Genomic DNA, 26991 nt, shown 5'->3' on the forward strand with positions numbered 1-26991 from the left:
CGCCGCCTTCGGCAGCTCCTACAAGTTGAACGTTATCCCGTGTAGGAGCTGCCGAAGGCTGCGATCTTTTGATCTTCGGACATGAAAAAGGCCCTGACTCCATCGGACTCAGGGCCTGTTCAATTTGGGCCTTGCTTACTTGGCGGCTTTGGGGGCCTTGGCAGGCTTGGCCGGGGTGATCGGCTCAGCGGCTTCAACCACCTCAGGCGCTACAACCGGTTCCACGACTTCAACAGGTGCCGCAAGCAGTTCGGACAGGGCGTCCGGCTGGCTCTTGAACGCCTTGGCGAACACATCGCGATTCTTCGCCATGTAGATCCCGGCTTCTTCCACTTGCTGCTCGGTCAGGGACGGAACGGCTTTTTGCAACACTTCAGCCAGCAACTCGGCCAGTTCGAGCATTTTGTCATGACGGTCAGCTTCGGCTTTATCCATGAACAAGCGCTCCAGATCTCGGCTGCTGCGGTATACCACTTCGACGGCCATTCACCACCTCACATGCCTTCACATTGGTTGTCGGTTTCGACTACTGTATCTATATACAGCTAAAGGATAAGCGAAACCCTGTCGTTTGGGTAGTGGCTTTTTAATGTAGTCCGGTTTCGGCATTTGTCAGGCGAGGCCCTGCACAGGTGCGACCAAACGTCACGGCGCGCAATCCAGAACGCCTCGCCATCATGGGCTGGCCTTTTTTCTGCATACAGAAAAACCGTCACGTCCAACCCGCATCATCCGGTCGAACCGACCTAAGGAAGCATCATCGTGAAAATCAACTGGGCCGAGAAACTGCGGCAGAGCGTGCATGAACTGGCCGAGTCCCTGGGCAATCTGTTCGTCGAGACCTTTCATTACCTGGCGCTGTTCGCCATCGGTGCGGTGACCGCGTGGGCGGCGGTGATGGAGTTTCTCGGGATGATCGAAGAGGGGCACATCAAGATCGATGACATCCTGCTGCTGTTCATCTACCTGGAACTGGGGGCGATGGTCGGGATTTACTTCAAGACCAACCACATGCCCGTGCGCTTCCTGATCTACGTGGCGATTACCGCGCTGACGCGACTTCTGATTTCCAACGTATCGCACCACAACCCGCCGGACCTGGGGATCATTTACCTGTGCGGCGGGATCCTGCTGTTGGCGTTTGCGATTCTGGTGGTGCGTTACGCTTCGTCGCAATTTCCCTCGGTGAAGATTGAAAATCCGCATCGCAAGACCGGCGCGGGCTCCAGTGAACATCCAGAGGTCGAGAAGGGCGAAATCTAGAGCCCGAGCGTGGGGCGCAGCCGCCCTTTGACGGCAGGGGGCGGCAAGTTCCGTCCGCTGCCGGTGGTCATGGCTTCGAGGATGGCCACGGCGCTGTGGCCCTGTTCGATGGCAATGCCGAATTGAATGCTTTGAACCAATCGCTTGAGGCGTTGGGGGTCATTGCGTTGTTCGGCGCTGATCATGCGTTTGGCCACTACGCGCCCACTGTTGGAGAGGGTCAGCATGATGCTGCCGTCCAGGCCCTGAATGCTCAGGTTGATCTGGTAATCCGCTGCAAAGGCATCGGTAATGAGCTGGAAAGGGTTGTCCATGATGCGTCACCGCCTGATTGAACGTGCAGTTGTTGACCGGCCGATATCGGGATTAGTTCGCAACACCAGACCATCGGCCATCTCGCCATCATTGTTCCAATAGGGAAGTAGCAAGGCCCATGCCGGAAAAATTGTCGGACAAAGAACAAGTTCTGCAGGAGCGAGCTTGCTCGCGATGGTCGTCAACGATAACGCGTAAACCCAGACACCCCATGGTGCGTTTTGGTTTTCCGCGAGCAAGCTCGCTCCTACAGCGGGCCGCGTTTTCTGCACGTTTCAGGGCAATAACGGCGGGCGTGCAACCAAAACGGTCAGCACTCCACCCAGTTCACCGCCAGTCCGCCCCGTGACGTCTCCTTGTACTTGTCGTGCATGTCGGCTCCGGTGTCGCGCATGGTGCGGATCACCCGGTCCAGGGAAATGAAGTGCTTGCCGTCACCGCGCAGGGCCATTTGTGTGGCGTTGATGGCTTTCACGGCAGCGATTGCGTTGCGTTCGATGCACGGCACTTGCACTAGACCGCCAACCGGGTCGCAGGTGAGGCCGAGGTTGTGTTCCAGGCCGATTTCGGCGGCGTTTTCCAACTGTTCGGGGCTTGCGCCCAGCACCTCTGCCAACCCCGCGGCGGCCATGGCGCAGGCAGAGCCGACTTCGCCCTGGCAGCCGACTTCGGCCCCGGAGATCGATGCGTTTTTCTTGCACAGGATGCCAACGGCGGCTGCGCCCAGGAAGAACGCGACCACGTCGTCGTCAGACGCATCGGCATTGAATTTCATGTAGTAATGCAGCACCGCCGGGATGATGCCCGCTGCGCCGTTGGTCGGCGCCGTGACCATGCGCCCGCCTGCCGCGTTTTCTTCGTTCACGGCAAGGGCGTACAGGTTGACCCATTCCATCGCTGACAAGGTGGAGGTGATGACATTCGGCTTGCCGATTTCCTGCAGGCTGCGATGCAGTTTTGCCGCTCGGCGTGGAACATTCAGACCGCCGGGCAGGATGCCTTCGTGACGCAAGCCCTGCTCGACGCATTCGCGCATCACCGACCAGATATGCAACAGGCCCTCGCGGATCTCGGTATCACCACGCCACGCCCGCTCGTTGGCCATCATCAGTTCACTGACCCGCAGCCCGTGCTCGTTGCACAGCCTGAGCAATTCGGCGGCGCTGGAGAAATCGTAAGGCAGCACCACATCGCCGGCCGGTGCGATCCCGGACTCGGCTTCGGCGGCTTCGATGATGAAACCGCCGCCCACCGAGTAATAGGTTTGCTCGAACAGCTCGCCGGATTCACCGAAAGCCGTCATGGACATGGCATTGGGGTGGTAGGGCAGGCTTTCGTCACGCAGCAGGAGATCGTGTTGCCAGTCGAAGGCAATGTCCGCCACGCCTGCCAGACACAATTTGCCGGTTTCGCGCAGGGTGTGAATGCGGCTGTCGATGGTGGTGGGATCGATGCTGTCGGGCCATTCGCCCATCAGGCCCATGACGCAGGCGCGGTCCGTCGCGTGACCGACGCCGGTCGCCGACAGGGAACCGTAAAGGCGAATCTCCACGCGTCGCACGTCCGTCAGAAAACCCTGTTCGAGCAGTTGTTGAGCGAAGGTCGCGGCGGCGCGCATCGGACCGACGGTATGGGAACTGGACGGGCCGATGCCAACTTTGAAGAGATCGAAAACACTGATAGCCATGCTAAAGCCTGTACAAGCAATGGAAGAGGAATCGCCGCCATTTTTGTAGGACAAGCGCTATGTCGGCGATACTGCCCGCCAAGGTCCTACGTGACCAACGAAATTTCCTAAGACATCCTTTAGCAGGACTAAACGATGAGCCGTCAATTACATGCCCAGACCTATGTCTGGCTGAACGTGTTTGCCTGTGCCGCGCGGCACCTGTCGTTCACCCGTTGCGCCGAAGAACTGCACATCACAGCGGGAGCCGTCAGCCAGCAGATCCGCCAGCTGGAAGAACGCCTGGGCTTTCGCTTGTTTCACCGCCGTGCCCGTGGCGTGGAACTGAGCGCTGAGGGCCAGCGCCTGGCCATTACCGTCAACGAGGCTTTTGGCAGTATTGACGCGGAATTGCGACGACTGGATGCGGGCATGATCAGCGGGATTCTGCGGGTGCGTTCGATTCCGTCGTTCCTGAGCAAATGGCTGACGCCGCGCCTGCCGCGTTTGCAGCAGCGTTTTCCGGACATCCAGTTGCGCCTGGTGGCCGAGGACAGCAGCGTGCCGTTGCATGAAGGTGACTTCGATCTGGCGATCGACCTGAACGATGGCAGCTACCCGGGCCTGTTATCCACAGCCTTGCTCGATGAGCAGATTTTTCCGGTGTGCGCGCCGAGCCTGTTGCGGGGGCGTCCGCCGCTGCACGGTCCGGCAGACCTGATGCACTTTCCCTTGCTGCACGACATCACTGCCTGGCGCGGCAGCTACGAATATGCGGAATGGGAGTTTTACCTCAACGCCATCGGCTTCGAAGGGGCGGATGTGCGGCGCGGGCATACCTTCAATCGCAATCACCTGACCATCGAAGCGGCCATCGCCGGGATGGGCGTGGCAATTGCCCGACGAACCTTGCTCAATGATGAGCTGGAACGCGGGGCGTTGATCGTGCCGTTTGGCCTGGCGGTGCCCAATCACAAGCGCTACATGCTGCTTTACGCACCGGGGGCATTGAGCCATCCGGGTGTGCGCGCGGTGCACGATTGGTTGGTGGAGGAGGCGGGGGTTTTTCGCAGTCTGCATCCGTTGGGGGAGCAGCAAATGTGAGCAATTGTTACGCAAGAGCAGGGCGACCCAACTCCCGACCTTAACAGCGCTTTTACCGGTTGTCCGGCTTTTTTTGCGATTGAACATTTATCTTTTTTTAGGGGTTGAATTGTTCAGCGTACAGACCGATTGTGTAACCAAGAGGTCACGGTGATGACGCCCAAGGGCTTAGCTGACCGGCCTCTCGCGAGCTAGCTGAAATAAGGGATGAACTATGCAAATCCAAGTCAATAGCGATAACCATATTCAAGGCAGTAAACGACTGGAGGAGTGGGTACGTACGACCATTGAGAGCACGCTCGAACGCTACGAAGAGGACCTGACACGCGTCGAGGTTCACCTGCGGGACGAGAACGGCGACAAGCCGGGTCCCCACGACATGCGCTGCCAGCTGGAGGCGCGGCCAAAAGGCCATCAACCGGTTTCCGTCACCCATAAAGCCTCCACCATGGAGCAGGCGATCGACGGAGCAGCCACCAAACTTGAACATGCGCTGGAGCATATGTTCGGCAAATTACGCGGCAAACGAGCAAATGTGGTGCCCATCGAGAGTGGCGCCCATGCCGACCAGCTGCTGGAAGAAGAGTTTCTGGAAAACGAACAGGCGGCGCTTAACGGCTGACACCTGATTCACTTTTTACCTTCCCATGAGAACGGGCCTGCATTGCAGGCCCGTTCTCGTTTCGGTGGCTTTTGGATTCCATGGTCATTGGCATGGGCTGTAGTGAATCAACGGGCGAGATAGAGGGCTGCACCCGATCTTTTTGCATATGAGAATATTTATCATTAATATTGCGGCCTTGCCGGGCCCCTGACGCTGTCGTGGCCTCCCCGGTTTCCAGGTCGAAACATGAACGATGATGACTCTCCCACCCGACCCCCACGATATCGAGCGTGATCAACCGCGCGGCGACCGTGCACATTTTCTCCAGGTGTTTCTCTCCCAGCGTTCGCAAATGGAAGCGCTGGTGAGTCGGCGTGTCGGTTGCAAGGCGACGGCAGCGGACCTGGTTCAGGATTTGTTCCTGCGGTTCTGGCGGCGGCCGCTGGTGCAAGTCGAGGAGCTCAGTACCTACCTGTTGCGCTGCGCCGGCAACATCGCCATCGATCATTTGCGCAGTGAAGGCACGCGGGTGCGGGCCAGCGAAGGCATGCTGGTGGATTCACCGGACAGCCATGGCAGCGGACCGCAAGCGGCGCTGGAGGCGGGCAACGATCTGCGTCACGTCGAAGCCGCATTGCGCGCGTTACCGCAGCGCACGCGGCAGATCTTTCTGCTCAATCGCATTCACGGCCGTAAATACACCGAGATCGCCAAGGCCATGGGCTTGTCCCAAAGTGCCGTGGAAAAACATATGATGCGCGCCCTCGAAGCCTGCAAGGCTAGCCTTCGGGAACCCGAACCGCGTACGCCAGGGAAAGCACCGTGAACCACTTCGAACGCGTCACCCCGACGCCCGCTCAGGAACAGCAAGCGCTGGCCTGGCTGAGTCTGTTGCATGACCAGCCCGGCAGTGGTGATCAGGCGACTTTCAGTCATTGGTTGCAGGCCGATCCCGCTCATGCCGAGGCCTATGCCCGGGCGCAGGTCTTGTGGGAGCTGAGCGAAGGGCCGGCGCGCACGCTCGCCGATGAAGATGCCCTGGCCTTGCAGAGGTATCTCAACGCCATGGACAAGCCTCGGCGCAGCACGGTCGGGCGTTGGTCCGGTGCGCTGGCGATGGCGGCGTGTCTGCTGTTGATGGTCAGTCTCGGTACAGGCTGGCAGCCCTCGCGCTGGATCGATGACCTGGGTGCGGACTTCGTCTCGGCACCGGGGGAAATCCGCACCGTCACCCTGGCTGATCAGTCACAGGTGACACTGGATGCCGACAGTGCCATCGCCGTGGATTTCAGTCGCGGCGAGCGGCATGTGCAACTGCGCCGCGGCGCCGGGTTTTTCAGCGTTACTCACACCGGTGAGCCGTTTGTGGTGGACGCCGAGAAAGGCCAGGCACGGGTGCTGGGCACGCAGTTCGAAGTCCGCTTGCAACCTCGGGGAGCGCAGGTCACGGTGTTGTCCGGGCGAGTCGGGGTGACGGCGGACCAGGATGCCGAACAGCAAATCCTCACCGCCGGCCAGCAAGTCGCCTACGGCGAAGGCTCGGCGCAAAATCTCCACGCGGTGGACAGCGAAGCGCAGTTGGCCTGGCGCCAGGGCTGGCTCAATTACTACAAGGCGACGCTGGCCGATGTGGTGCGGGATCTGGGGCGCTATTACCCGGGACGGATTGTGTTGCTCAACGATGAACTGGCGGCACGCCGGGTCAGTGGCAGCTTCCCGAGCAGGGACCCGCAGGCGGTGTTGAGTTCGTTGCAGGGGGTGTTGGGGTTTGAGCAGCATCAGGTGTTGGGGCATCTGATTATTTTGCGTTGAAGCTGGCGGCCCCTTCGCGGGCAAGCCCGCTCCCACAGGTACTGAGTCGGTCACACGATTAGGGCAACACACAACCCTGTGGGAGCGGGCTTGCCCGCGAAGGGGCCAGTTCAAACACCACATCACCCGGAATAAAAATATTTTCACATTGTGATGAGGTAAACCCGATCGCCATCCGTGTAGTGACTGAAACTGCGAGTCATTCGCATCCGTTGCGGTTCTACACAGGTCATGAGTCATGAAGTCCAGGGCAAAATCGGGTTCGGTCAAACAATGGTTGGGTGTGTCTGCGTTGAGCTTTTCGGCATCGGCGTTGTTGCCGCTTGGCCTGGCGCTGGCGGCAGAGACGGGCAGCAGTCAACCGCGTGCGCAGTTCAGTTTCTCGCTGGCCGCCAAACCGCTGCCCCAGGCACTGAGTGATTTCAGCCGGGTAACCGGCATCAGCGTCGTTTATACCGATGAAGCGCCGTACGGCCTCAATGCACCGGCGGTCAATGGACAGATGAGTGCCGAACAGGCCCTGCAACGTCTGCTCACCGGCTCGGGATTGACGTTCCGCCGCACCGACGGCCATACCATGGCCCTGGAGCCGCAGCCGACTGAGGGTGCGTTGACACTGGGTGCGACCACCATCACCTCGGTGATGGATGAGTCCATGAGTTACCAGCCGCCACCGACCTCTTCGGTGATGCGCTCTTCGGCCCCGATTCAGGACATCCCGCAGACCATCAACGTCGTCCCGGCCCAGGTGATCCGCGATCAGGCACCGCGCTATCTCGATGACGCGCTGGCCAACGTCAGCGGAATCACCCAGGCCAACACCCTGGGCAGCACCCAGGACTCGGTGATGGTTCGCGGTTTTGGGGACAACCGTAACGGCTCGATCATGCGCGACGGCATGCCGATCGTGCAGGGCCGCGGTCTCAACGCCAGCGTGGACCGGGTCGAAGTGCTCAAGGGCCCGGCCTCGTTGCTCTACGGCATCCAGGATCCGGGCGGCGTGGTCAACATGGTCAGCAAGAAGCCCGAACTTGAGCGGTACAACGCGCTGACGGCGCGCGGTTCGAGCTATGACGACGGCAAGAACGGCAGCGGTGGCACTTTCGACAGCACCGGCGCCCTCGGCGATTCCGGGCTGGCCTACCGCATGGTGCTGGACTACGAAGACGAAGATTACTGGCGCAACTTCGGCGTGCATCGCGAAAGCCTGATTGCGCCGTCGCTGGCCTGGTACGGTGAAAGCACCCAGCTGCTGTTCGCCTATGAGCACCGCGAATTCCTCACGCCGTTCGACCGCGGTACGCTGATCGACCCACGGACCAACCACCCGCTGGATATCTCGCGCAACGAGCGTCTCGATGAGCCGTTCAACAACATGGAAGGGCGTTCGGACCTCTATCACTTCGAGGCCGATCACGAACTCAACGACAACTGGAAAGCCCATTTCGGCTACAGCTGGAACCGCGAAACCTACGACGCCAGCCAGGTGCGAGTGACCGCCATCGACACAAAAAAGGGCACCCTGACCCGCAGCATGGACGGCACGCAGAACGCGATCAGCACCGACCGATTCACCACCGCCAGCCTCGAAGGCAATGTGAATGTGCTCGGCATGCAGCACGACCTGCTGTTCGGCATCGATGACGAGTACCGCAAGATCTACCGCGAAGACCTGATCCGCCAGAAAAGCCTGACCACGTTCAGTTACGTCAATCCGGTCTATGGTCGGGAAGTGGCGGGTACCACCGTCAGTGCGCCCGACAGCGCGCAGACCGATGAACTGCGCAGCGATTCGGCCTTCCTGCAGGATTCCATCCACCTCAACGACCAATGGATTCTGGTGGCCGGCGCGCGTTTCCAGGTTTATGACCAGTACGCCGGCAAAGGCGTGCCGTTCCACGCCAACACCGACAGCAACGGGCAGAAATGGGTGCCGCGCGCGGGCCTTGTGTACAAGTACACCGATACCTTGTCGTTCTACGGCAGCTACACAGAATCGTTCAAACCCAACTCGACCATCGCACCGTTGAGCGGCAGCAGTACCGTGCTTGACGGTGGCATCGCGCCGGAAGAAGCCAAGTCCTGGGAGTTGGGGGCCAAGCTTGATCTGCCGGGCCGTGTCACCGGCAACATCGCGCTGTTCGACATCGAGAAGCGCAATGTGCTGGTGGCCAACGCGGAAGGCCCGACCACGATCTACAGCGCCGCTGGCGAAGTGCGCTCCCGCGGCCTGGAAGTGGACTTGAGCGGGCAGCTCACCGATCGCTGGAGCATGATCGGCAGCTACGCCTACACCGATGCCGAAGTCACCGAAGACCCGGTTTACAAGGGTAATCAACTGCAAAACGTGGCGAAGAACAGCGGCTCGTTGTCGGCCGTCTATGACTTCGGCAGCGTCATTGGCGCTGATCAACTGCGGGTCGGCGCCGGGGCGCGTTATGTGGGGGAGCGCGCGGGCAACGCGGTGAACGATTTCGACCTGCCGAGCTACACCGTGGCCGATGCGTTCGCCACCTACGACACCCAGGTCGACGGGCAGAAGGTCAAGTTGCAGCTCAACGTGAAGAACCTGTTCGACCGCACCTACTACACCTCGGCGGCGAGCCGGTTCTTTGTCTCCATGGGGGATTCGCGGCAGGTGACGTTGTCGAGCACCCTGGAGTTCTGACGATAGACTGTGTCATCGTTCATCGTCGGAACGCCGCCCGGAGCAAGCTCGCTCCCACAGGTTCAGAGGTTGCCTCAAAATCTGAGAGCAGCGCCAATTCCTGTGGGAGCGGGCTTGCCCGCGAAGACGGTAATTGAGGCGCCGAAAATCCCGGGCCTAGCGCAAAAACGCCTGTCGATATTCACCGGGCGTTCCACCCAATGCCTGGCGAAAGCGGTTGGTGAAGTGGCTGGCACTGGAGAAGCCGCAAGCCAGCGCAATCTCCCCCAGTGGCTGCGCTGTCGTGCGCAGCAATTCCCGCGCCCGGTTCAGGCGCCGCGCCAGCAGGTACTGGTGGGGTGGCAAGCCGAAGCTTTCGCGGAACATCCGCGCGAAGTGGTACTCCGACAACGCGCACAACGCCGCCAACTGACCGAGGCTGATGGCCTCGTCCAGATGGCTGTCGATGTACTCCACCAGATGCCGGCGCTGATGCGCGGCCAATCCACCTTTAAGGCGCAGGCCTTGTCGGGCGTTGACCTGGCTGAGCAGGGCATGGCTGAGCAGTTCGTGGGCCAGACTGCTGGTCAGCAGGCGCTCGCCCGGCTCGTCCCAGTTCAAACTGATCAATTGCCGAAAGCGCAGCGCCTGCTGCGGGTCATCGAGAAAGGTCTGCTCGCGCAGCTGCATTTCCCGTGGCTCGCGATCAAGCAGGGTGACGCAGCCGAGGGCAAATTGTTCGGGGCTGAAATACAGGTGTGCCAAGCGGATGTCGCCGTTGATCACCCAGCCTGACTGGTGGTCGGCGGGCAGGATGCACAGTTTGTCCGGGCCGCCCTTGTTGCCGGGCTGGTCGCGACGGAAGGTGCCGGTGCCGCCGGCTATGTAACAGGACAACGTGTGGTGGCTGGGCGCTTCGTATTCCTGGGCGTCGTGGTGATTGCTCCACAAGGCTGCAGACAAGCCGTCACCCAGCTCGGCGCTGTGCTCCAGACGAGCATTCGGCGAGCGGTTGAGGGCTTGAAAGACTTGTAGGGTATCCAGTGCAGCCATGATCGTTGCTCTCTAACACCTGCATCCAACGCCCTGCATCCTACTCCGTAGACGTGCGCCTGCCAGCCGGTCGCCAGACAAAAGCGCAAGTTTATGCAAGTGCGTCCAGGCGTGGCGCCGGACACTGGGCACCTATCGAGGAGCCTTTGTCATGAACCTTTCTTTGTACCTGCTGACCGTGCTGATCTGGGGCACCACCTGGATTGCCCTGAAATGGCAGCTGGGCGTGGTGGCGATTCCCGTGTCGATCGTCTATCGCTTCGGCCTCGCCGCGCTGGTGCTGTTCGTGATCCTGTTGCTCAGTCGGCGCCTGCAAGTGATGAACCGTCGCGGACACCTGATTTGCCTGGCTCAGGGCCTGTGCCTGTTCTGCGTCAACTTCATGTGCTTCCTCACCGCGAGCCAGTGGATCCCCAGCGGTCTGGTGGCCGTCGTGTTTTCCACCGCCACCTTGTGGAATGCCCTCAACGCGCGGGTGTTCTTCGGTCAGAGAATCGCCCGCAACGTGCTGATGGGCGGTGCGCTGGGCCTGCTAGGGCTGGGCCTTCTGTTCTGGCCGGAGCTGGCCGGGCATACCGCCAGTCCGGAAACCGTGCTCGGCCTTGGTCTGGCCCTGTGCGGCACCTTGTGTTTCTCGGCGGGCAACATGCTCTCAAGCCTGCAACAGAAGGCCGGTCTCAAGCCGCTGACCACCAATGCCTGGGGCATGGCCTACGGGGCGGCGATGCTCTCGGTGTGGTGTCTGGTCAAAGGCATTCCCTTCGACCTGGAAATGAGCGCGCGTTATATCGGCTCACTGTTGTACCTGGTGATTCCCGGGTCGGTGATCGGTTTCACCGCCTACCTGACGCTGGTCGGCCGCATGGGGCCGGAACGTGCTGCCTACTGCACTGTGCTGTTCCCTGTGGTGGCGCTAAATGTCTCGGCGTTCGCCGAGGGTTACCAGTGGACCGCTCCAGCAATGGCGGGGCTGGTGATGGTCATGTTGGGTAATGTGCTGGTGTTTCGCAAGCCCAAGGCAAGTGCCAGTCCGGTGGCGGGAAAGCTGGCCTGAAACTATTCAGGAATCCTTTGCCGCCAACAGATAAATAATACCGAAGAACATGTATTGAATGTGGGTTTGTGCCCATTCAAAGGCGTTGGCCTGTTTGGAGTACTCTAAGTCAAACCATTCGTTCAGTATGATGATGTAGATGGTCTGATACGCAAAAATGGCTGTAATAAAGCCGCTTATTGCGAATTTTTTGGCTTCGTGGAACTCGCTGAGTGGTGCGTTGAGTTTACGGTAGAGTTGATAGACTCCAACTATGCAGCTGCATGTGAATATGGTCTCGAGTGTGATCAGTGTCCAGTAAAAGCGGTGGTGAAACAGGGTTGAGCTGATGGCGCGGTAACGGCGGGAATCATTGCCGGTGGTGTCGCTCATGCTGATGATTCGCCCGATATACTCGGCGTATGCAGTGTAGTCGGTAATATTGTTGAGAAGGGTCGTTATACCGAATAATGCCGCCATGAAGACAACTATTAATTTGCTCCGCCTTACCAGGCAGGCTGTGGTGAAATAGCTCATGCAGGATGCTCTCCGAATGTACGGTTGATGCGTTATTGTTTTTCGGAGTTTATAGGTGTTTAGATGGTGTTGGGGGTGGAGTGCTTTGCGAGTTGTGTCGCTTGTTGTATGGGTTGGGTGGTAAGTTATTTAAGGGGATGTTTTCCAGGCTTTATATAAAGTGGCACGCCGATTATGACGTGCCATTGTTTAATCAGGCCTTCCACACCTGCGGATTGACCAGATCCTGTGGCCGTTCGCCCAACAGGGCACTGCGCAAGTTGGACAAGGCACGGTTGGCCATGGCATCGCGGGTCTCATGGGTGGCCGAGCCGATGTGCGGCAGGGTCACGGCGTTGTTCAGCTGGAACAGCGGTGACTCGGCCAGTGGTTCTTTTTCGTACACGTCCAGCCCGGCACCACGAATGCGCTTGTTTTGCAGGGCCTCGATCAGCGCCGGTTCATCCACCACCGGGCCACGAGAGATGTTCACCAGTATCGCGCTCGGCTTCATCAGCGCCAGTTCGCGATGACTGATCAGGTGCCTGGTTTTTTCGCTGAGCGGTACCACCAGGCAGACGAAATCAGCTTCGGCCAGCAACTGATCGAGGCTGCGAAACTGCGCGCCGAGTTCCTGTTCCAGCCCGGTCTTGCGACTGTTGCCGCTGTAGATGACCGGCATGTTGAACCCCAGGCGACCACGTCGGGCGATGGCCGCACCGATATTGCCCATGCCGACGATCCCCAGGGTCTTGCCATGCACATCGCAACCGAACAGCTGCGCACCGACAGTGGCCTGCCATTGCCCGGCTTTGGTCCAGGCATCCAGTTCGGCGACGCGACGCGCGCTGCTCATCAACAGCGCGAACGCCAGGTCGGCGGTGCTTTCGGTGAGCACGTCCGGTGTGTTGGTCAGCATGATTCCGCGTTCGTTGAAGTAGGCCAGGTCATAGTTGTCGTAGCCCACCGAGACGCTGGACACCACTTCCAGCCTGGCGGCGTTTTCCAGTTGGGCGCGGCCGAGTTTGCGCCCAACGCCGATCAGGCCGTGGGCGTGGGGCAGGGCTTCGTTGAACTGGGCGTTGATGTCGCCGTTTTTCGGATTCGGCACGATGACGTCGAAATCCTGTTGCAGGCGTTCGACCATTGCCGGAGTGACGCGGCTGAAGGCCAGGACAGTCTTTTTCATGAGAGGCGGGCTCGTCGGGCGGTGAAGAATGCTTAGCAAGCTACAAGTTTCAAGCGGCAAGCTGCAAGTTTAAAAGTCGCCCCCATCGTTTTTAACTTGAAGCTTGCCGCTTGAAGCTTGTCGCTGCCGTTCCGGTATACTGCCGCACTTCTTATACTGTGGCATGCGGCTCGCTCACCGGGCCCGACATTTCATGCATCACCCGGAGCTTTCATGACTTCCCCGAAACAACCGCCGGTCGCCGACGCCCAGAGCGACGTGCAGGCCGAGCTGCCAGTCAGCGTTGACTCCAGCACCGACAGCGAAGCCAAAGCCGAGATCCCGGCATTCAAGTTCCCGTTCAAGCCGGGCGAACTGGCGGCAGCCAAAGGCTCGAACCAGCCGTGGTACAAGAACGGCGCCAAGAACGGCCACACCAAGACGCCGGGCATGGCGCCGCCGGGGACTCGTCGGTCGATGGGTAAACGCTGAAATTTCCAGTGCCTGGCCTGCCGTCTTCGCGAGCTGGCCAATGCCGGTAGCACAAGTTATTGATCAAACTGCCCGTAACGAAATGTGCGCCACTCAATTGACCTTGGCGGCCGGGCGGATGGAGTCCCATTCGGTGACGTACGCGGTTTTGCTCTTTTTGTTGTAAAGGCACAGCTCGGCGCCTTGTGCACCTTTCATGTGTTTTTGCGGGTACTGGCCCTGGAGCAGGAGCGCGGTATAGCCAACCCGGTCATCGAACTGCGCGGCGTTGCCCACGGGTTTGGCGTCTTTCAGGCCGCTGGCCTTGGTGCAACTGGCGAGTACGGCCTTGTCGTAGGCGGCCCAGGCGTCGGGGCTGGAGGCGTAGGCCTGAGAGGTGAGGGCGGTGAGGCAGAGAAAAGTCAGGGTGGCTGCTTTCATGGTTCAGGCGTCCTTGGATGTACAATGGCCAAGGATGGAGTATGCCTGAAGGTTTTGAGGCGGTTTTGCCGGCCTCTTCGCGGGCAAGCCCGCTCCCACCGTGACCGAGTACGACCACAAATTCTGTGCATGACACATAACCCTGTGGGAGCAGCCCGCTCGCGATTGCGGCGTATCAGTCTGGAACCGGCTCCCGGCGAACGGCACGCATCCCGACACTTTCATACAATCGCCGCGCCCGGTGGTTGTCTTCCAGCACCTTCAAATCCACATATCCTTCGCGCCGTTGCTGGAACACCTTGAACGCCTGCAACAACAAGGCACGCCCCAATCCTCGGCCTTGGAACCGTGGATGCACTACCAGGTTCTTGATGTAAGCGCTGGTCCAGCACTGGCACACACCAACAATGCCTTCGGCATCCCGGGCGATGAAGCACAGCGCCGGGTCATATTCCGGGTCGCTTTCGAACTGCCATTGCCACATCTCCAGCGCTGCCACGCGACCGCCACCTTCGAGGTAACCGAACTCCATCAACCGGTGCACGGCTGCGCCGATTTCGGGATGGTATTCGCTCAGTTGCAGGCCGGCTGGCCAATCGGGTGACGGCACGACTTCAGTGAGGTCGCGCCGCATCAGCCAGCAAAAGTCCTCGGCCAAGGCTCAATATCCCTGTTCGGCGACAGCTTTGGCCGCAGTGATCAGGCACTGGGTCAATTCCGGCGAAGAGAACTTGGTCAGCACCGCGTTTGCCCCTGCCAGTCGTGCTTTCTCGGCGTTCATCGCACTGTCCAGCGACGTGTGCAGCAAGACATAAAGATGTGCGAAGTCCGGGGTTTCCCGCAGGGTGCGGGTGAAGGCGTAGCCGTCCATCTCGGACATTTCGATGTCCGAGACGATCAGGTTGATCTGCTGCGCGGTGCCTTGCAGATCCAGCAGGCAATCGATGGCTTCCTTGGCGCTGCGGGCGGTATGGCATTGCAGGCCAAGGTTGCGCAAGGTGTGCACCGATTGCTGCAAGGCGACCTGGCTGTCGTCGACCACCAGGATACGCGCGTTGCCGAGCAGTTCGGCGTCTTCCATGCTCAGTTCGGTCGGCGCCATTTCGATTTGTGCCGGGGCGATGCCGTGGATGACCTTTTCGATGTCCAGTACCTGCACCAGGGTGCCATCGACCGACGTCACGCCGGTGATGTAGGCGCGCAAACCACCGGAGCCGAAGGGCGGCGGGCGGATGTCGGTGGTCAGGCAATGGACGATCTTGCTCACGGCCTGCACGTGCAGGCCCTGCTTGGAGCGGCTGACATCGGTGACGATCAGGCAGCCGCCGTTCGGGTCTTCCAGCGGACGCTCGCCAATGGCGCGGCTGAGGTCGATCACCGACAGCGATGCACCACGCAGGGTGGCGATGCCTTTGACGTGGGGGTGTGACTCCGGCAACCGGGTCAGCGGCGGGCAGGGAATGATCTCACTGACCTTGAGCAGGTTGATCGCCATCAGTTTGCCGCTGCGCAGGGTAAACAGCAGAAGCGAAAGTGAATCTGCGCGGGCTTTGGTGGAGGACATAGGAACCTTCTCTGGAAAAAGGTGACGGGCAATCGCGGAATCGCCCTGACTTCGATGCCGGGTTATCGACTTGTTTGCAGCAGGCTTTAACTATTGCGGCGAACAGTAAGACGCCATCGCGAGCAAGCTCGCTCCCACAGGGATTGTCGCTGCCTTTGTGGGAGCGAGCCTGCTCGCGAAGCGGCCATCACTTCATGCCGAGCCTTTTGGCCATCCGCCCCAGGTTCGCCCGATCCAAGCCTAGCTCACGGGCCGCGCTTGCCCAGTTGTTGTTGTGCCGTTCCAGGCAGGCACCGATCATTTGACGCTGATAACGCTCGGTGGCCTCACGCAAATCGCCGGTCGGCGCTTGGGTGACGGTGGCGACAGGTTGTTCTGCAGCGGTTTCAACGCTGGCGTTGGGCAAGTCCAGGTCGGCGGCGCTCAGGCTGAGAATCTTCGGCCGTTCCTTGCAGTTGCCCAGGGCTTTCAAGGCGCTGCGGCCGATCAAATGTTCAAGCTCGCGCACATTGCCGGGCCAGTCGTAGGCCAATAACGCGGCCTGGGCGTCACTGTTCAGGCGCAGGCTGTTGAGGCCCATCCGCGAGCGGTTCTGCTCGAGGAAGTAACCGCTGAGCAGCAGCACATCGCGCCCGCGATCGCGCAGGGCCGGCACCAGCAGCGGATAAACGCTGAGGCGATGGTAGAAGTCGGCACGGTAACGACCGCTGCGCACTTCCTCGGCGAGGTCGCGGTTGGTCGCCGCGATCAGGCGCACGTCGACCTGATGCTCCTGGTCCGAACCCAGTCGCTGCAATTGACCGCTCTGCAACACGCGCAACAGCTTGGCCTGCACGGTCAGCGACAACTCACCGACTTCATCGAGAAACAGCGTGCCGCCATTGGCCAGCTCGAACTTGCCGCGGCGGTCGTTCATCGCCCCGGTAAAGGCGCCGCGGACATGGCCGAACAACTCGCTTTCCACCAAGGTATCGGGCAATGCGGCGCAGTTGAGGCTGATGATCGGCTTGTCGGCGCGGGGCGAGGCAGCATGGATGGCCTGGGCCACCAACTCCTTGCCGACCCCGGTTTCGCCGGTGATCAGCACGGTCAGGTCGCTGCCACCGACCAGGTTGATTTCTTCCACCAGTCTTTTATGGGCTTTGCTCTGGCCAATCATCTCGCGATTCTGCTGGCCACTGGCCTGGCGGTAGACCTCGGCGCGTTGATGCTCATCTTCGACCCGGTTATTCAATCGCTCGATGCGCTCGGCGGCGTTGACCGTGGCGGCCGCGAGGCTGGCGAAGGCTTGCAGGGCATCCAGTTCGATCGGTTCGAAGCGCTCCGGATCGAGGGCGTCGAGGGTCAACAGACCCCATGGGCGCTCGTCGATGAACAAGGGGCAACCCATGCAGTCGTGGACTTCCAGATGATCATCCAGGCCATCGACCAGGCCGTCATAAGGATCAGGCAAGTCGCTGTCGGCAGCGAAACGGGTCGGGCCGGGGCTGCCGAGCAGCGCTGCGAAACGCGGGTGCTCGCTGACCTTGAAGCGCCGACCGAGGGTGTCGGTACTCAAGCCGTCGACGGCCAGTGGCACCAGCCATTCACCATCAAGGCGCAGCAGGGCGGCGGCATCGCACGGGAGCAAGGCGCGCATGGCTTCCAGCAGGCGGCGATAACGCTCGCCCTCGGGCAGTTCGCGGGACAGGTCGGAGACCAGGGGCAGCAAAGCGGTGAGCAGTGGTTTTGCAGTCATAGTGACTCCGTGTAGTCGGTATGACTATAAATCAGGCAGTGTCGAAATGACTATAGCGTTCTTAACTTATTGAATTTTAACGATTAAATAGTTGGCACGAAAGCTGATATGCATAGGGTAATCCGTTAGCAACCCAAGAAGACCGGGAGTCACCTTATGCTGAGCGCTCAAGACCGTGCCATCGTCAAATCCACCGTACCGCTGCTCGAAAGCGGTGGTGAGGCGCTGATCACGCACTTCTACCGCATGATGCTTTCCGAATACCCGCAAGTCCGCCCGCTGTTCAACCAGGCCCACCAGGCCAGCGGTGACCAGCCGCGTGCCTTGGCCAACGGCGTATTGATGTATGCGCGCCATATCGATCAGCTCGACCAGTTGGGCGACCTGGTGGCCAAGATCATCAACAAGCACGTGGCCCTGCAGATCCTGCCTGAGCACTATCCGATTGTCGGCAGCTGCCTGCTGCGGGCCATCGCCGAAGTACTGGGCGAAGAGATCGCCACCCCTGAAGTGATCGCGGCCTGGGGCGCGGCCTACGGCCAACTGGCGGACATCCTGATCGGTGCCGAAGCCAGCGTTTACGACCAAAAAGAACAGGCCCACGGCGGCTGGCGCGGGGCGCGGGAATTCATCGTGGTGGACAAGGTCAAGGAGAGCGCCGAGATCACTTCGTTCTACTTCGAACCTGCGGACAAAGGTCCGATCCTCGCGGCAGAACCCGGCCAGTACATCGGCATGAAACTGATCCTCGACGGTGAAGAGATCCGTCGTAACTACTCGCTGTCGGCGCTGGCGAACAAAGGCCAGTACCGCATCAGCGTCAAGCGTGAAGCCGGTGGTCGCGCTTCCAACTACCTGCATGACCAGATGCATGTCGGCGACAGCATCCAGTTGTTCCCGCCATCGGGCGAGTTCACCCTGACCGCCAGCGACAAACCATTGGTACTGATCAGCGGCGGCGTTGGCATCACCCCGACCCTGGCGATGCTCGAAGCGGCGCTGGAGACTCGGCGGCCGGTGCATTTCATCCACTGCGCGCGCAACGGCAGCGTGCATGCCTTCCGCGACTGGATCGATGGCCTGGCCGAGCGTCACCCGCAACTCAAGCGCTTCTACTGCTATTCCGAGGACGATGGCGTGAGCCCGGCGGCGCACAAGGTCGGTTTGTTGAGCCAACAGCAGTTGAAGGCATGGTTGCCGGAGCAGCGTGACCTGGATGTTTACTTCCTGGGGCCGAAAGGTTTCATGGCGTCCATCAAGCGCCATCTCAAGACACTGGGTGTGCCGGAGAAGCAAAGCCGCTATGAGTTCTTCGGGCCGGCAGCGGCGCTGGAGTAAGTGGTTGCGGCGACTCGGGGGACCGAGTCGCCTGCTTCGCGAGCAAGCCCGCTCCCACAATTTGATCTGCATACGACGCGGACCAATGTGGGAGCGGGCTTGCTCGCGAATGCCGCACTGCGGTCCTGAATTGAAAAAAACGCTCGAAAGTTAATCCCTTCTTAACCGCGCTGTCGTCTATTTCCCCGAATCCCCCTCACATGCCCCAGACTCTCAAAGGTCCGGGCCAGCGTGTAGACTGGCGGGCACTCGAATCTTGAAGGGAAACGCGATGAGCGATGAATCCATGCGGTTGGGGCGTGAACGGCGCTACCTGGTGTTGTTGGGCATCATTTGCCTGGCGTTGATCGGCGGCGCGCTGTACATGCAAATTGTCCTGGGCGAGGCGCCTTGCCCGCTGTGCATCCTGCAACGTTATGCGCTGCTGCTGATCGCGATCTTCGCCTTCATCGGCGCGGCCATGCGCAACCGTCGCAGCATCACGGTGTTCGAAACCCTGGTGGTGATCTGCGCGTTGGCAGGTGCAGGCGTTGCCGGGCATCACGTCTATACGCAGTTCTATCCGGCGGTCAGCTGCGGTATCGATGTGTTGCAACCGATTGTCGATGATTTGCCGCTGGCGAAGATCTTCCCGCTGGGTTTCCAGGTCGATGGTTTCTGCTCCACGCCATACCCGCCGATCCTCGGTTTGTCGCTGGCGCAGTGGGCGCTGGTGGCGTTCGTACTGATCGTGGTGCTGGTGCCGCTGCTGACGTCGCGTAACCGCAAAGCGCTGCGCTGAGATCATCTGCCGCTACGTATTGTCGGACAAAAAAGCCCCGTTCCTTGCACAGAGGAGCGGGGCTTTTTTTGTGTTGAGCAGCGCATTCCAGAGACCAGGTAAAAAGACCCTGATGTGGGGCAGCCAGGGGTGCGACACATGTGCGACATGTTGTCACAGAGTCGGTGTCGCAGGGCGTTCATGGAAGCCGGATTGGCACATGGAATGGTAACGAAATTGGGCTGTTTTGCAGGCTCCCGGTTTTTTCCGTTCCGAACCCGAACAGGCAGTTTTAACAGGGGCTTACGAATGGCCAGAGTCCCCGTCATATCGGGCCTCTGGCAGGGTCAAGGGCACCAGGGAGGCACCCGATACTGTCTGAACTGTGGGCGGAAGACCTACTTATTTTGGTGTTTTTGTTGAGAATCAATTTCGATAAGATGCGCCACTTTTGCGAAAACAGTGAATGATTGTTGCCGGTTCGGATAAAAATTATTTCGGGATGAGACATGGTTTATAAAACGCTACATATCTACAATCGCCCGCACTGAATTCCCGACGCTGCTCAAATCTTAACCAGGTATGTGCAGGAACAGGGTGTCGAGAGGTCTGGTGGCTTCATGCGATGCCCAGGTGTCGGAGCCTCCAACTACCCGCACCAAATGGAATTGGTCTGTAACAAGGCCTTTGACCACGAATTCGAATAAGAACTCACCGCAGGCCCGGGATTTGTCGTACAGCGTCTGACGCACGACGGGCATGCCCTTATTCAATCCAAGAAAAATGCCAACCCTTGGCAGGGTGAAGTGTTGGCGATCAAAACCCAACTGCATTGCGCAAGCTGCTTTAGAGGTCGTGAGATGAGTAAAAACAGGTACCCCAGACTACTAGGCTTATTGCCGCTGATCGGCACGTTGTTGCTGTCAGGCTGCAACATGACCTTGCTCAATCCCAAGGGCCAGGTCGGTCTGGACGAGCGAAACCTGATCATCACCGCAACGCTGCTGATGCTGTTGGTCGTGGTTCCGGTCATCGTCATGACCTTCCTGTTCGCCTGGAAATACCGCGCGTCCAACACCAGCGCCACCTACACCCCGAAATGGAACCACTCCACCAAGATCGAGATCGCGGTGTGGGCCGTTCCGGTGCTGATCATCATTGCCCTGGGTTACGTCACCTACAAGTCGACCCACGCTCTGGACCCGTACAAGCCACTGGAATCGGACGTGAAGCCGGTGACCATCGAAGTGGTCGCGCTGGATTGGAAGTGGCTGTTCATCTACCCGGAACAAGGCATCGCCACGGTCAACAAGATCGTGTTCCCGGCGCACACCCCGATCAACTTCCGCATTACCTCTGACGCCGTGATGAACTCGTTCTTCATCCCTGCGCTGGGTGGCCAGATCTACGCGATGGCGGGCATGCAGACCAAGCTGCACCTGATCGCCAACGAAAACGCTGAGATGGACGGTATCTCCGCCAACTACAGCGGTGCTGGTTTCACCGGCATGAAATTCAAAGCGATCGCCACTTCCCAGGAAGAATTCGACGCCTGGGTAAGTGAAGTCAAAAAGGCACCTAAACAGCTTGAACAAGCTGAATACGCCGCCCTTGCCAAGCAGAGCCAGAACAACCCAGTCGAGCTCTACTCCTCGGTGACGCCGAACCTGTTCCAGACCATCGTCGACAAGTACGAAGGCATGAAACCGGGTCCGAAAGTGAAGCACGAGAAAGAAGAGAAAGAAGTGGCCGCTACGCAAGGAATGGACATGAACGCGCATTCAGCTGCCGGGGCAGAGGAGTAAACGATGTTTGGTAAATTAAGTTGGGAAGCGGTCCCGTTCCACGAGCCGATCGTGATGGTGACCATCGCCATGATCGCGCTCGGTGGTCTGGCGCTGTTCGCTGCAATCACCTACTTCAAGAAGTGGACCTACCTGTGGACCGAGTGGCTGACGTCGGTCGACCACAAGAAAATCGGCGTGATGTACATCATCGTCGCCATGGTCATGCTGCTGCGCGGTTTTGCCGACGCCATCATGATGCGTACCCAGCTGGCCATGGCCACCGAGGGTTCGCCTGGCTACCTGCCACCTGAACACTATGACCAGATCTTCACCGCCCACGGTGTGATCATGATCATCTTCATGGCGATGCCATTCTTCACCGGCCTGATGAACCTTGCAGTGCCGCTGCAGATCGGCGCACGTGACGTTGCCTATCCGTTCCTGAACTCCCTGAGCTTCTGGCTGCTGGTTTCCGGCGTGGTGCTGATCAACCTGTCTCTGGGCGTCGGCGAGTTCGCCAAGACCGGCTGGGTTGCCTATCCGCCGCTGTCGGGCCTGCAATACAGCCCTGGCGTGGGGATGGACTACTACATCTGGGCGCTACAGCTATCGGGTCTGGGGACAACGCTGACGGGGGTCAACTTCCTGGCCACCGTGCTGAAAATGCGTACCCCTGGCATGAAGCTGATGGACATGCCGATCTTCACCTGGACCTGCACCTGGGCCAACGTCCTGATCGTGGCTTCGTTCCCGATCCTGACCGCTACCCTGGCACTGCTGACGCTTGACCGTTACATGGATTTCCACATTTTCACCAACGAACTTGGTGGCAATCCGATGATGTACGTGAACCTGTTCTGGGCATGGGGTCACCCTGAGGTGTACATCCTGATCCTGCCAGCGTTCGGTATCTTCTCCGAAGTCATCTCGACCTTCACCGGCAAGAAACTGTTCGGCCACCACTCGATGGTCTACGCATCGGGTGCGATCTCGATCCTGGGCTTCATGGTTTGGCTGCACCACTTCTTCACCATGGGTTCGGGTGCCAGCGTCAACGCTTTCTTCGGTCTGGCGACGATGCTGATTTCCATCCCGACGGGTGTGAAACTGTTCAACTGGCTGTTCACCATCTACCAGGGCCGTCTGCGTTTCACCAGCCAGGTGCTGTGGACCCTGGGCTTCATGGTGACCTTCGCCATCGGTGGCATGACCGGCGTACTGCTGGCCATCCCGGGTGCCGACTTCGTTCTGCACAACAGCCTGTTCGTGATCGCGCACTTCCACAACGTGATCATCGGCGGTGCGGTATTCGGTTACATCGCAGGTTTCGCGTTCTACTTCCCTAAAGCGTTCGGCTTCAAGCTGCACGAAGGCTGGGGCAAGGCAGCGTTCTGGTTCTGGATCTCGGGCTTCTTCGTCGCATTCATGCCGCTCTACGCTCTGGGCTTCATGGGTATGACCCGTCGCCTGAACGCCACCACCAACCCTGAGTGGGTGCCGTACCTGTACGTCGCCATGTTCGGTGCGGTGATGATCGCCGTGGGTATCGCTTGCCAGCTGATCCAGCTGTACGTCAGCGTGCGTGACCGCAACAAGCCGGAAAACATGTGCGAACACGGTGACCCGTGGAATGCCCACACCCTGGAATGGTCGACTTCGTCGCCACCACCGTTCTACAACTTCGCCGTGCTGCCGAAAGCCGACTGCATCGACCCGTTCACCGAAGCCAAGGAAAACGGCACCGCTTACAAGGCTCCGGCCAAGTACCAGCCGATCCACATGCCTAACAACACCGCCACCGGTGTGGTCATGGGTGCTCTGTTGACCGTGTTCGGTTTCGCGATGATCTGGCACATCTGGTGGCTGGCAATCGCTAGCCTGGCCGGCACCGTGATCTACTTCGTGATCCACGCGGCCCGTGATGATCAAGGCTATATGGTGCCGGTCGATGTGATCGAGCGCATCGAAGCCGAGCAGCACAAGCGTCTGGTAGCGGCAGGGAAAATTCCGGCCACCGCCACCCGTGTTGAAACCTCGTTGGAACAGGCTTAAACCATGTCGAATTTAGTGACCAATGCTGGACACACCCATGTCGATGGACATGGGCATGATGACCACCACCACGACTCGGGCGAGATGACCGTATACGGTTTCTGGCTCTACCTGATGACCGACTGCATTCTGTTTGCGTCGATCTTCGCGGTGTACGCGGTACTGGTTAACAACGTAGCGGGTGGCCCGTCGGGTCACGACATCTTCGAACTGCCATACGTACTGGGCGAAACCGCTCTTCTGTTGTTCAGTTCGATCACCTACGGCTTCGCCATGCTGGCGTTGTACAAGGGTAACAAGAAGGCGGTGCTGGGCTGGCTGGGCATGACCTTCCTGTTAGGTGCAGGCTTTATCGCCATGGAGATCAATGAATTCCACATTTTGATCTCCGAAGGCTACGGCCCTAGCCGCTCAGGCTTCCTGTCTGCGTTCTTCACCCTGGTTGGTACCCACGGTCTGCACGTGACCGCCGGTCTGATCTGGATGGGCATCATGATGTACCAGGTGCAGAAAAACGGCCTGACGGCGACCAACAAGACCCGTCTGAGCTGCCTGAGCCTGTTCTGGCACTTCCTGGACGTTGTCTGGATCTGCGTATTCACCGTTGTTTATCTGATGGGGACTATGTAAATGGCTAACCCAGCTCATTCCCACCACGACGACGCCGGTCACGGCAGCTACAAGTCGTACGCCATCGGCTTCATCCTGTCGGTGATCCTGACCGTCATTCCATTCGGTCTGGTGATGTACCCGACGCTGCCGAAGTCGATCACCCTGTTGATCGTCCTGGCGTTCGCGATCGTCCAGGTGCTGGTGCACCTGGTGTACTTCCTGCACCTGGACCGTTCGGCCGCGCAGCGTAACAACGTGATTGCGTTTGTCTTCGCCGCGATCGTGATTGTCCTGCTGGTTGGCTTGTCGCTGTGGATCATGTTCAGCATCCACACGTTCATGATGGCGAAGTGAGGTAGATCCGCATGTCCCTTAAGCACTTTATCCAAATCACCAAACCGGGGATCATTTTCGGTAACGTGCTTTCTGTGGCAGGCGGATTTTTCCTGGCCTCCAAAGGGCATGTCGATCTGGCCATCTTCCTGGCCGCCATGATCGGCACGTCCCTGGTGGTTGCCTCCGGTTGCGTGTTCAACAACTGCATCGACCGCGACATCGACCTGAAGATGGAACGCACCAAGAACCGGGTGCTGGTCCAGGGCTTGATCTCCCTGAAACTGGCGCTGGTTTATGCAACTGTCCTGGGTGTCGCCGGCGTTGCGCTGTTGTACAAGGTGGCCAACCCGTTGGCCGCGTTGTTCGCGGTCATCGGCTTCGTGATCTACGTCGGCTTCTACAGCCTGTACCTCAAGCGCAAGTCGGTTCACGGCACGCTGGTGGGCAGCCTGTCGGGCGCCATGCCGCCGGTCATCGGCTACGTCGCGGTGAGCAACACCTTCGACATGGCCGCGCTGACCCTGCTGGTGATGTTCAGCCTGTGGCAGATGCCGCACTCCTACGCCATCGCGATCTTCCGCTTCAACGATTACCTGGCCGCATCGATTCCGGTGCTGCCAGTGAAGCGCGGTATCCAGGTGGCCAAGAAGCACATCCTGATCTACATCCTGGCCTTCCTCGTGGCGACCTTGATGCTGACCTTCAGCGGCTACGCCGGCATGAGCTACCTCGCTGTCGCCGCGGCCATGGGCATGTACTGGCTGTACATGGCCTGGACCGGCTACAAGGCAGTGGATGACACGGTCTGGGCACGCAAGCTGTTCGTGTTCTCGATCTTCACCATTACCGCGTTGAGCGTGATGATGTCCCTGGACTTCAAAGTGCCGACCGAGTTGCTGCTGACGTACGCGCCTTAAGCGTCGGATGCTGTAAAAAAAGCCCCGCCTTCGAGAGAAGAGCGGGGCTTTTTGTTGGGGTTTTTCTGGTGCCGCCGCCGCGAGCAGGCTCGCTGACCATGGGGCGAACGGACAGGCGAAAATGCTTACGAATGTACCAGCACTGTCCTACGGGGCTTTCAGGTTGAGGGTCGGAAGTCGTATCTCTAGCCTCGGAATGCTGTCATCACAAGCATCCCAGAGGCTCTACGATGGAACTGCCAGAGGTAATCACCCCGCGCGTTAATACGAATACAGCGTTAGGGCAGGCTTTGATTTCGATGTTCAAATCTGTCGAAGCGGAGTTGGAACTTGAGAACGCAGGACCCGGGGCGGTCAAAATCATCGTCTTCGGTGGCTGCGCTGTTCACCTTTACACCCATCATCGCGTTTCCACCGACGTCGATGCCGAGATTTATGAGGCTCATGTCCCCGACGGTTTGCACCTGCAAACCATGCTTGCAGAGATACCCGAACAATATGTCGATGAGCGATCAGGTCGTTTGATGGAGCTGAACTACGACCTTCAATACAACACCAGTTTTGGCCCGATTCACGAGGACTATTGGGAGCGGAGCCTTCCCTTTGAGGAATTTCCGGTTGAATCCCCGCTGCACGTTCATATTGCAGCACCTGTCGACATTGCCATCTCCAAACTGGGCAGAGCGACTGATCAGGACATTGGTGATATCAAGGCACTTCTCAGGGCGGGCTTCATACTGACCAGCGAATTCCGTCGACTGGCGTTGCAGGCAATTGATGTATATGTTGGCAATAAAGAGCCACCCATCTCCGTTCTTACGAATATTTTGCACGATTACCTGGAGAACCCAGATGACGAAGCCCCTTAACGGCCACGTCCTCTCATCCGCATTGGACACGCTGGTAACAAGACCTTTGAATCAAGCGGATGACGCAGCGCTCGTGAGCGCCGCCAAAGCGGTCTGGTACTCGAATTCAAACCTGGAAAGCGAGATAACCGCTTTTTTGAATCGTCACACTGACGAAGTTGAGGTTCGGCGCGCGGGCTATCTGCTCGAGCGATTCACTCGATTTACTTGCTTATCGGATCTCCGGGTGTCGGAGACCCTAAATGTCCTCGAGCTATTTGCACATTCGACTTCCAGGCAAGTTGCGACGCTACAAGCCGTCACGCCATTACGTCGACGTCGTGATGAGCTCGCTGTCTCTTGGGGATTGAGTGAGGGCCTCGGCCTGAAAGCCCAAACCCTCATGCCTTTCCAGACCCGGCACTACGAAGCTGAGCAGCGGGCAATGTTTTCCTGAACCCAGCTTGCAACAAAACGACTGCCTCGTTCCGCCCTGAAGTGACAACAATCGTCAGCTTGTAAGCCCCACCCTTCGAGAGGAGGGTGGGGTTTTTTGTTTATGCGCGGTTGTTACACGGCGCATCGAGCACCTTCACCACGTCATCGATGATCGCCTTGCTCATGTCCTGCAAAAAGTGCGACGCCCAGGCGTGCCGGTCGGAGTCGCGAACCGTGGCGGCGTCTGAGGCGAGCAGTTTGGCGAGGTGGAGCAGGTCGGAGGCGTGGTAGAGGGCTTCGATCACCGGGACACCGGCGTTGATGCGGAACAGTGGTTCGTTGGCGTGGTAGGAGAAGGGGGTGAGGCCGATGGTTTTCAGGTCTTGGGGGTTGGTCATTGGGCTTCACCTCCTGTTGGGCTGGAGGTGGAGGGGCATGACTGGTGTAGCAGACGGATCGATAGCGTTCATTTGTAACTCCTGCATAAGTGAAGCTGTCCCGTTCGTTC

At 59.2% G+C, this 26991-nt stretch carries 28 protein-coding genes and 1 pseudogene; 17 read left to right on the forward strand and 12 right to left on the reverse strand.

The genetic code is table 11. The features are described from left to right. Positions 1-246: 246 nt before the first annotated feature. Positions 247-486, reverse strand: a pseudogene (locus tag AC3WN7_RS20805) (YebG family protein); the annotation flags it as partial. 276 nt (positions 487-762) lie between these two features. On the opposite strand from AC3WN7_RS20805, the gene AC3WN7_RS20810 reads away from it, so the two are divergent. Then, positions 763-1263 (forward strand): phosphate-starvation-inducible protein PsiE, encoded by a 501-nt coding sequence (locus tag AC3WN7_RS20810; RefSeq protein ID WP_015093539.1) that lies wholly within the window; start codon positions 763-765, stop codon positions 1261-1263. On the opposite strand, the gene AC3WN7_RS20815 is transcribed toward AC3WN7_RS20810, so the two are convergent. Both AC3WN7_RS20815 and AC3WN7_RS20820 read right to left on the reverse strand, forming a co-directional pair. Continuing rightward, positions 1260-1577, reverse strand: a complete 318-nt coding sequence (locus tag AC3WN7_RS20815; protein WP_102674856.1) for a DUF3509 domain-containing protein — start codon at positions 1575-1577, stop codon at positions 1260-1262. The genes AC3WN7_RS20810 and AC3WN7_RS20815 overlap by 4 nt on opposite strands. A gap of 311 nt (positions 1578-1888) precedes the next feature. Continuing rightward, the gene (locus tag AC3WN7_RS20820) at positions 1889-3265 is read right to left on the reverse strand and encodes an L-serine ammonia-lyase (protein ID WP_102674854.1); all 1377 of its coding nucleotides are present in this window, start codon (positions 3263-3265) and stop codon (positions 1889-1891) included. Positions 3266-3400: 135 nt separating this feature from the next. Between AC3WN7_RS20820 and AC3WN7_RS20825 the strand changes: the two genes are divergently transcribed. From AC3WN7_RS20825 to AC3WN7_RS20845, 5 genes are all read left to right on the forward strand, one after another. After that, positions 3401-4348: a LysR substrate-binding domain-containing protein gene (locus tag AC3WN7_RS20825; RefSeq protein ID WP_102674853.1), complete on the forward strand. Its 948-nt coding sequence runs from the start codon at positions 3401-3403 to the stop codon at positions 4346-4348. Between the two features lie 214 nt (positions 4349-4562). Further along, positions 4563-4970 (forward strand): HPF/RaiA family ribosome-associated protein, encoded by a 408-nt coding sequence (locus tag AC3WN7_RS20830; protein WP_007970346.1) that lies wholly within the window; start codon positions 4563-4565, stop codon positions 4968-4970. A gap of 235 nt (positions 4971-5205) precedes the next feature. Beyond that, positions 5206-5778 (forward strand): RNA polymerase sigma factor, encoded by a 573-nt coding sequence (locus AC3WN7_RS20835; RefSeq protein WP_102674852.1) that lies wholly within the window; start codon positions 5206-5208, stop codon positions 5776-5778. Further along, entirely contained in the window at positions 5775-6764 is a 990-nt protein-coding gene (locus AC3WN7_RS20840) for a FecR family protein (RefSeq protein WP_102674851.1), read from the forward strand. The genes AC3WN7_RS20835 and AC3WN7_RS20840 overlap by 4 nt, the downstream gene beginning before the upstream one ends. Positions 6765-7002: 238 nt before the next feature. Beyond that, the gene (locus AC3WN7_RS20845) at positions 7003-9432 is read left to right on the forward strand and encodes a TonB-dependent siderophore receptor (protein WP_102674850.1); all 2430 of its coding nucleotides are present in this window, start codon (positions 7003-7005) and stop codon (positions 9430-9432) included. A 156-nt stretch (positions 9433-9588) separates the two neighbouring features. On the opposite strand, the gene AC3WN7_RS20850 is transcribed toward AC3WN7_RS20845, so the two are convergent. Continuing rightward, positions 9589-10464 (reverse strand): helix-turn-helix domain-containing protein, encoded by an 876-nt coding sequence (locus tag AC3WN7_RS20850; protein ID WP_095965845.1) that lies wholly within the window; start codon positions 10462-10464, stop codon positions 9589-9591. A 151-nt stretch (positions 10465-10615) separates the two neighbouring features. Here AC3WN7_RS20850 and AC3WN7_RS20855 point away from each other — a divergent pair, with 151 nt between their 5' ends. After that, complete coding sequence (locus AC3WN7_RS20855; protein ID WP_102674849.1) at positions 10616-11518, forward strand: DMT family transporter; 903 nt, start codon at positions 10616-10618, stop codon at positions 11516-11518. A gap of 6 nt (positions 11519-11524) precedes the next feature. Here the strand turns inward: AC3WN7_RS20855 and AC3WN7_RS20860 are convergent, their stop codons facing one another. Both AC3WN7_RS20860 and AC3WN7_RS20865 read right to left on the reverse strand, forming a co-directional pair. Continuing rightward, positions 11525-12034 carry a DUF2165 family protein gene (locus tag AC3WN7_RS20860; RefSeq protein WP_095965843.1) on the reverse strand — a complete coding sequence of 170 codons (510 nt, stop codon included), beginning with the start codon at positions 12032-12034 and terminating at the stop codon, positions 11525-11527. 193 nt (positions 12035-12227) lie between these two features. Next, positions 12228-13202, reverse strand: a complete 975-nt coding sequence (locus tag AC3WN7_RS20865; protein WP_095965842.1) for a 2-hydroxyacid dehydrogenase — start codon at positions 13200-13202, stop codon at positions 12228-12230. Between the two features lie 213 nt (positions 13203-13415). Here AC3WN7_RS20865 and AC3WN7_RS20870 point away from each other — a divergent pair, with 213 nt between their 5' ends. Further along, on the forward strand, positions 13416-13673 hold the full coding sequence (locus AC3WN7_RS20870) for a hypothetical protein (protein ID WP_095965841.1): 258 nt from the start codon (positions 13416-13418) through the stop codon (positions 13671-13673). Between the two features lie 93 nt (positions 13674-13766). Here the strand turns inward: AC3WN7_RS20870 and AC3WN7_RS20875 are convergent, their stop codons facing one another. The 4 genes from AC3WN7_RS20875 to norR form a co-directional block, all read right to left on the reverse strand. After that, positions 13767-14093: a hypothetical protein gene (locus tag AC3WN7_RS20875; RefSeq protein WP_095965840.1), complete on the reverse strand. Its 327-nt coding sequence runs from the start codon at positions 14091-14093 to the stop codon at positions 13767-13769. A gap of 175 nt (positions 14094-14268) precedes the next feature. Continuing rightward, complete coding sequence (locus AC3WN7_RS20880) at positions 14269-14727, reverse strand: GNAT family N-acetyltransferase (RefSeq protein ID WP_015093552.1); 459 nt, start codon at positions 14725-14727, stop codon at positions 14269-14271. Positions 14728-14754: 27 nt separating this feature from the next. Next, complete coding sequence (locus tag AC3WN7_RS20885; protein WP_007970363.1) at positions 14755-15657, reverse strand: chemotaxis protein CheV; 903 nt, start codon at positions 15655-15657, stop codon at positions 14755-14757. Positions 15658-15844: 187 nt separating this feature from the next. Then, positions 15845-17395: a nitric oxide reductase transcriptional regulator NorR gene (gene norR / locus AC3WN7_RS20890; RefSeq protein ID WP_095965838.1), complete on the reverse strand. Its 1551-nt coding sequence runs from the start codon at positions 17393-17395 to the stop codon at positions 15845-15847. Positions 17396-17551: 156 nt separating this feature from the next. Here norR and hmpA point away from each other — a divergent pair, with 156 nt between their 5' ends. Both hmpA and AC3WN7_RS20900 read left to right on the forward strand, forming a co-directional pair. Next, positions 17552-18733 carry an NO-inducible flavohemoprotein gene (hmpA, locus tag AC3WN7_RS20895; protein ID WP_102674848.1) on the forward strand — a complete coding sequence of 394 codons (1182 nt, stop codon included), beginning with the start codon at positions 17552-17554 and terminating at the stop codon, positions 18731-18733. A 271-nt stretch (positions 18734-19004) separates the two neighbouring features. Continuing rightward, on the forward strand, positions 19005-19514 hold the full coding sequence (locus tag AC3WN7_RS20900; protein ID WP_007970367.1) for a disulfide bond formation protein B: 510 nt from the start codon (positions 19005-19007) through the stop codon (positions 19512-19514). Positions 19515-20065: 551 nt separating this feature from the next. Here the strand turns inward: AC3WN7_RS20900 and AC3WN7_RS20905 are convergent. Continuing rightward, positions 20066-20326 (reverse strand): hypothetical protein, encoded by a 261-nt coding sequence (locus AC3WN7_RS20905; protein WP_041474780.1) that lies wholly within the window; start codon positions 20324-20326, stop codon positions 20066-20068. Positions 20327-20353: 27 nt separating this feature from the next. Between AC3WN7_RS20905 and cyoA the strand changes: the two genes are divergently transcribed. From cyoA to AC3WN7_RS20940, 7 genes are all read left to right on the forward strand, one after another. Next, on the forward strand, positions 20354-21298 hold the full coding sequence (gene cyoA / locus AC3WN7_RS20910) for a ubiquinol oxidase subunit II (RefSeq protein ID WP_095965836.1): 945 nt from the start codon (positions 20354-20356) through the stop codon (positions 21296-21298). A gap of 3 nt (positions 21299-21301) precedes the next feature. Next, complete coding sequence (cyoB, locus tag AC3WN7_RS20915; RefSeq protein WP_015093557.1) at positions 21302-23332, forward strand: cytochrome o ubiquinol oxidase subunit I; 2031 nt, start codon at positions 21302-21304, stop codon at positions 23330-23332. Between the two features lie 3 nt (positions 23333-23335). Further along, positions 23336-23962, forward strand: a complete 627-nt coding sequence (locus AC3WN7_RS20920) for a cytochrome o ubiquinol oxidase subunit III (RefSeq protein ID WP_015093558.1) — start codon at positions 23336-23338, stop codon at positions 23960-23962. Further along, positions 23963-24298, forward strand: coding sequence for a cytochrome o ubiquinol oxidase subunit IV (cyoD, locus tag AC3WN7_RS20925; protein ID WP_015093559.1), 336 nt, complete (start codon positions 23963-23965; stop codon positions 24296-24298). An 11-nt stretch (positions 24299-24309) separates the two neighbouring features. Further along, entirely contained in the window at positions 24310-25197 is an 888-nt protein-coding gene (gene cyoE, locus AC3WN7_RS20930; protein ID WP_015093560.1) for a heme o synthase, read from the forward strand. A gap of 230 nt (positions 25198-25427) precedes the next feature. Continuing rightward, complete coding sequence (locus AC3WN7_RS20935) at positions 25428-26066, forward strand: DUF6036 family nucleotidyltransferase (RefSeq protein ID WP_173862114.1); 639 nt, start codon at positions 25428-25430, stop codon at positions 26064-26066. Next, positions 26050-26502 (forward strand): hypothetical protein, encoded by a 453-nt coding sequence (locus AC3WN7_RS20940; RefSeq protein ID WP_095965834.1) that lies wholly within the window; start codon positions 26050-26052, stop codon positions 26500-26502. The genes AC3WN7_RS20935 and AC3WN7_RS20940 overlap by 17 nt, the downstream gene beginning before the upstream one ends. Before the next feature lie 100 nt (positions 26503-26602). Here AC3WN7_RS20940 and AC3WN7_RS20945 read toward each other — a convergent pair whose 3' ends face one another. Next, positions 26603-26881, reverse strand: a complete 279-nt coding sequence (locus AC3WN7_RS20945) for a DUF3077 domain-containing protein (RefSeq protein ID WP_102674847.1) — start codon at positions 26879-26881, stop codon at positions 26603-26605. Between the last annotated feature and the right edge of the window lie 110 nt (positions 26882-26991).

The organism is Pseudomonas sp. FW305-70 (assembly GCF_058783925.1).

Bases quoted from the DNA above. Each gene is read 5' to 3' on its own strand.
- AC3WN7_RS20885 (WP_007970363.1), bottom strand. From the start codon at position 15,657: ATGTCCTCCACCAAAGCCCGCGCAGATTCACTTTCGCTTCTGCTGTTT.
- AC3WN7_RS20920 (WP_015093558.1), top strand. From the start codon at position 23,336: ATGTCGAATTTAGTGACCAATGCTGGACACACCCATGTCGATGGACAT.
- norR (WP_095965838.1), bottom strand. From the start codon at position 17,395: ATGACTGCAAAACCACTGCTCACCGCTTTGCTGCCCCTGGTCTCCGAC.
- AC3WN7_RS20820 (WP_102674854.1), bottom strand. From the start codon at position 3,265: ATGGCTATCAGTGTTTTCGATCTCTTCAAAGTTGGCATCGGCCCGTCC.
- AC3WN7_RS20835 (WP_102674852.1), top strand. From the start codon at position 5,206: ATGATGACTCTCCCACCCGACCCCCACGATATCGAGCGTGATCAACCG.
- cyoB (WP_015093557.1), top strand. From the start codon at position 21,302: ATGTTTGGTAAATTAAGTTGGGAAGCGGTCCCGTTCCACGAGCCGATC.
- AC3WN7_RS20945 (WP_102674847.1), bottom strand. From the start codon at position 26,881: ATGACCAACCCCCAAGACCTGAAAACCATCGGCCTCACCCCCTTCTCC.
- AC3WN7_RS20880 (WP_015093552.1), bottom strand. From the start codon at position 14,727: ATGCGGCGCGACCTCACTGAAGTCGTGCCGTCACCCGATTGGCCAGCC.
- AC3WN7_RS20865 (WP_095965842.1), bottom strand. From the start codon at position 13,202: ATGAAAAAGACTGTCCTGGCCTTCAGCCGCGTCACTCCGGCAATGGTC.
- AC3WN7_RS20825 (WP_102674853.1), top strand. From the start codon at position 3,401: ATGAGCCGTCAATTACATGCCCAGACCTATGTCTGGCTGAACGTGTTT.
- AC3WN7_RS20850 (WP_095965845.1), bottom strand. From the start codon at position 10,464: ATGGCTGCACTGGATACCCTACAAGTCTTTCAAGCCCTCAACCGCTCG.
- AC3WN7_RS20875 (WP_095965840.1), bottom strand. From the start codon at position 14,093: ATGAAAGCAGCCACCCTGACTTTTCTCTGCCTCACCGCCCTCACCTCT.
- hmpA (WP_102674848.1), top strand. From the start codon at position 17,552: ATGCTGAGCGCTCAAGACCGTGCCATCGTCAAATCCACCGTACCGCTG.
- AC3WN7_RS20905 (WP_041474780.1), bottom strand. From the start codon at position 20,326: ATGCAGTTGGGTTTTGATCGCCAACACTTCACCCTGCCAAGGGTTGGC.
- cyoD (WP_015093559.1), top strand. From the start codon at position 23,963: ATGGCTAACCCAGCTCATTCCCACCACGACGACGCCGGTCACGGCAGC.
- AC3WN7_RS20855 (WP_102674849.1), top strand. From the start codon at position 10,616: ATGAACCTTTCTTTGTACCTGCTGACCGTGCTGATCTGGGGCACCACC.
- cyoA (WP_095965836.1), top strand. From the start codon at position 20,354: ATGAGTAAAAACAGGTACCCCAGACTACTAGGCTTATTGCCGCTGATC.
- AC3WN7_RS20845 (WP_102674850.1), top strand. From the start codon at position 7,003: ATGAAGTCCAGGGCAAAATCGGGTTCGGTCAAACAATGGTTGGGTGTG.
- AC3WN7_RS20860 (WP_095965843.1), bottom strand. From the start codon at position 12,034: ATGAGCTATTTCACCACAGCCTGCCTGGTAAGGCGGAGCAAATTAATA.
- cyoE (WP_015093560.1), top strand. From the start codon at position 24,310: ATGTCCCTTAAGCACTTTATCCAAATCACCAAACCGGGGATCATTTTC.
- AC3WN7_RS20940 (WP_095965834.1), top strand. From the start codon at position 26,050: ATGACGAAGCCCCTTAACGGCCACGTCCTCTCATCCGCATTGGACACG.
- AC3WN7_RS20830 (WP_007970346.1), top strand. From the start codon at position 4,563: ATGCAAATCCAAGTCAATAGCGATAACCATATTCAAGGCAGTAAACGA.
- AC3WN7_RS20900 (WP_007970367.1), top strand. From the start codon at position 19,005: ATGAGCGATGAATCCATGCGGTTGGGGCGTGAACGGCGCTACCTGGTG.
- AC3WN7_RS20870 (WP_095965841.1), top strand. From the start codon at position 13,416: ATGACTTCCCCGAAACAACCGCCGGTCGCCGACGCCCAGAGCGACGTG.
- AC3WN7_RS20815 (WP_102674856.1), bottom strand. From the start codon at position 1,577: ATGGACAACCCTTTCCAGCTCATTACCGATGCCTTTGCAGCGGATTAC.
- AC3WN7_RS20935 (WP_173862114.1), top strand. From the start codon at position 25,428: ATGGAACTGCCAGAGGTAATCACCCCGCGCGTTAATACGAATACAGCG.